Source organism: Actinocrinis sp. (assembly GCF_035938995.1).
GTDB lineage: Bacteria > Actinomycetota > Actinomycetes > Streptomycetales > Catenulisporaceae > DASZGI01.
Genome location: NZ_DASZGI010000355.1, coordinates 1 through 3,555, shown reverse-complemented (window position 1 = coordinate 3,555; position 3,555 = coordinate 1). Strand labels below are relative to the sequence as shown.

General features: G+C 67.0%; 3 protein-coding genes. 1 reads left to right on the top strand and 2 read right to left on the bottom strand.

The window, feature by feature from the left end; genetic code table 11:
• A partial coding sequence (locus VGZ32_RS25015; protein WP_326888641.1) for an SAM-dependent methyltransferase occupies positions 1-329 on the bottom strand: 329 nt, incomplete at its 3' end.
• Between the two features lie 74 nt (positions 330-403).
• On the opposite strand from VGZ32_RS25015, the gene VGZ32_RS25010 reads away from it, so the two are divergent.
• Positions 404-1,348 carry a helix-turn-helix transcriptional regulator gene (locus tag VGZ32_RS25010; protein WP_414642594.1) on the top strand — a complete coding sequence of 315 codons (945 nt, stop codon included), beginning with the start codon at positions 404-406 and terminating at the stop codon, positions 1,346-1,348.
• A 226-nt stretch (positions 1,349-1,574) separates the two neighbouring features.
• Here VGZ32_RS25010 and VGZ32_RS25005 read toward each other — a convergent pair whose 3' ends face one another.
• Positions 1,575-3,116, bottom strand: a complete 1,542-nt coding sequence (locus VGZ32_RS25005; protein WP_326888640.1) for a hypothetical protein — start codon at positions 3,114-3,116, stop codon at positions 1,575-1,577.
• Positions 3,117-3,555 lie beyond the last annotated feature (439 nt).

The window sequence follows — 3,555 nt, the reverse complement described above, 5'->3', positions numbered from 1 at the left end:
TCGAAACTGATGCCCTTGAGGTTGCGGGCTTTGCGCCGGGCGAGGGCGAGCGCGCGCGGATCCGGATCGGAGCCGATCAGCTGAATTCCGGGACGGGTCCGCTTGGCGCGCACGGACAGATTTCCGGTGCCGCAGCCGATCTCGAGCACGTGCTGTCCGTCGGCGAGCTGAGCTTGGTCGATCAGCCTGCGATGGACCTTTGCCACACCGAGCGCCGCGGTGAACAGATCGTAGAACGGCAACAGGGCGTCGCGCCCGGCAGCCGGCAGGTAGTCGTGGGGGTCCTCGGCAGCTGTTGCCGTGGCTGAGATGGGACGATGCTTGGTCATGCAATCCATGGTGATACCTGATCTAGCGCGGTGATCGGTCGATCGTCGGCAGAAATAGGACTATCTTTGGTGGCGTGACCACGATGGTGAGGGCGGTGCGATACCGCGATGGCGTGCCGGTATACCGCTATCAGACCGCCCCGCAGGTGCCGCCGGTCTCGGTGCTGCGGTTTGACGACGGCCACCAGCCCGGCCACGGGCGGCGGCACATTCACGAATTCCCGGTGCTGCTCTACGTCGAGCGCGCCCGACAGCCGGTCGCCGGCGACTCGTCCGAGTCGATTCAAGACGGCGATGCCTACGTGGTGGCCGCCGACGAAGTCATCAATCCGGGCATCGTGACCACCATCGCCTCCGGGCGTGGACTGTTCTTCGATCCCACCGCTCTGGGCGGCGACATCCAGGCACCGTGGTCGTCCTGGCGCGCCCATCCCTTGCTGCTTCCGTTCCTGCACGCGGTCCCGGGCGGATTGCTGCGCCTCCACGTACCGCCCGCGCGGCGGCCTATTTGGTCTGCGACGATCGCCGCGATCGAGACAGAACTCTCAGACCGCGACGAGGGATATCGGCAGGCCGTTCTCGCCTATCTGACCGTCCTGCTCGTCGACGTCGCGCGCCTGGCCACGGACGTGGTCGGCGACCTGAGACGCAGCAACGAGACGCTGTTGGCAGAAGTATTCGACACGATCGAAAAGCGCTTCGCCGAACCCTTATCTCCCCGAGAGGTCGCCAAGAGCGTCGGAATGACCCCCGGCCACCTGACGACTCTGGTGCGACGCCGGACCGGGGGCACCCTCGGCGACTGGATCACCGAACGGCGCATGGCGCAGGCCCGGCGGCTGCTGACCGAAACCGACCTGCCGGTCAACGAGATCGCTCGCCGCGTCGGACTACCCGACCCCGGATACTTCGCCAGGGTGTTCCGACGCGGCAACGGGACAACACCGCGAGCGTGGCGTCTCAACACGCAGGCACAGCCACCCACGCTGCGCACGACGAGGGCCGACTTCGTGCCCTAAGAAACGGCCTATTCTCGCGTAAGACAGGTGATCTTGCCCGCCGCAGATCGTCAGGGTTGACACCGCCACCTCGTGATCGCACCTTGCACATGATTCGTATATGTCGATTCAGGCGGGGTCGGGGTCGCCGCTTATGAGCGCGTGATGCTTCCGCGCGGCTTCGGCACATCGATCAGTCGCTGCGCAACGCCGAGATGATGTTCAGCAAGAACGCGTAGGTGTCCGACTACTTCAACAGGCCGTAGACGATGAGCTCGCCGCCGGTGCCGAGGAAGACGCGGCCGTCGGCGACCGTCGGCAGGACGAAGTTGTCGTACGTCGGCACCGCGTCCCGGGACGGGTCCTGGGTTGTGCTGTACAGCTCCTTTGTCAGGTCGTCCGCCGCGTAAGCGCGCAACGCGGGTCCGTTCTCCTGATCCAGGATCCAGACGATGCCGCTGGCCGGGGCGGCTCCGTTACTGGAGCCGACCGGGATGCCGCCGGGGTAGACCAGCGTCTCAGGAGCCTGGGACGCTGGGGCGATCGCCAGCTTCCCGTTCGCCAGCCGCCACGCGGACAGATGGTCGGACTCGCCCGCCGTGTATACGTACTCCGCCTGCGAACTGGTCCAGGCCGTCTCGGCGCTCCAGACCCCGCCGACCACCGTCTGCGGCGGGGTCTCCTGGACCACGTCGTCGATCGACGTGTCGTTCATGTTCTTGCACGGATTCGGGATCGTGCGGTAGCCGCCGAGGTGGGTGCGGTCGAGGACGTCGATGGCGCCCTCCTTGCCGATCGCGATGATCTCGTTCGGCAGCAGAAGCGGCGCGCCCGAGCCGTAGTCCTGGTCGTGGTTGTTGAGGCAGCTCTGGTAGAACGGCGAGAAGTAGTCGATCACGCTCAGCGTGCCGTTTTCCGGCCGCATGCGCAGGACGGCGTCAGAGGCGTCCTTGCCGCCGGTGTTCAGGTCGAAGCCGCCGTTTCCGGTGATGAAGTAGATGTCCCCCTGCGCGTCCGCGGCGAGCGCGGTGGCCGACTGCCAGATGCCGCCGTCGAAGCTGTTCGGGGTCGAGTTGTACACGGTCGTGCGGCGCAGGTCGCTCGCCTGGTAGCCGAGAATCCAGCCGTGGTTCGGGTCGTGGTCGCAGTAGGACGCGAACGCGACGTAGACCACGCCGTTGTCGAGCAACAGTCCCGCATGCTGCTGCTCATCGTGTGCTGAGAACGTCAGCACGCCGCCGCTCGACCCCGACCCGGTGCCCGGCACCGACGCCGAGATCAGCACCGGCCGCATCGTGTCCCGCCCCGTGCGGATGTCGACGGCGTGGATGTAGTCGGCGAGCGTCGAGCCGATCTTCAGCGCGACCACCGCGTAGAGCGTGTCAGTGGCCGGATCGATCACGGGGGTCCCGACGATGCCGAAGGTGGGAGTGATCGAGGTGCACTTCAGGCCTGCCGAGGGCACTGCGGTGGCGCCGTTGACCAGGAAGGACGTATGCCACAGCGGAGCCGGGGCGGCCGCGGCGTCCGGACCCGGGCCGGCGGCCGACGCGGTGGCCGCATCGGCGTCGAACGCGTAGAGGCTGTCGTTCTCGGTCGCGACGATGACCGTGTTGTGTACGCCACCGGCCACGTGCAGCCCGGGCACGAAGAGCGGCTGCGCGTAAATCTTCCCGTCCACGGGATAGGCGATGCGCCGGCCGAAGTCGCCGGAGCTGACATTGCTGTCGTTCAGCGTGGTCTCGTTGCCGTTCCAGCCGACGCGGCTATTGTCACCCCGTTGAGTCAACACGGCCGTGTCGGCGGGCGCGGCGGGGGAGTCCTGGGCACTCGGCGCGTCGGTCGCGGCGACGAGATGGCCCCGCCAGTCCGCCGTGCTCGCCGCGTTGGAGCCATCGCTGCCGCCGTTAGTACAGGCAGCGGCGCCGCACAGAACCGCGAGCGCGAGGGCCGTCCAGCAGGACCGAAGGCGTGATCCACCCGGTCTACGGACCGTGATTGCCAGGTCACAGAACACCTTGACCGCCTCCGTGGGCCGCCCTACACTCCGGCTAGTTCCTAGTTAGTCACGTTTCCTAACTGGATAAGTTAGCTGTTGGGCGGGCGTTGCCGCGTCGTGGTGATCGAGAGTTCGCGTGTGGTCGCGCTTGTGGCCGGGGCTGGTCGGGTCGATGCTGGCTGGGTCGATCGCGGTCGACGTCGACGCACTATGGTGCGGGCGAGCCCGT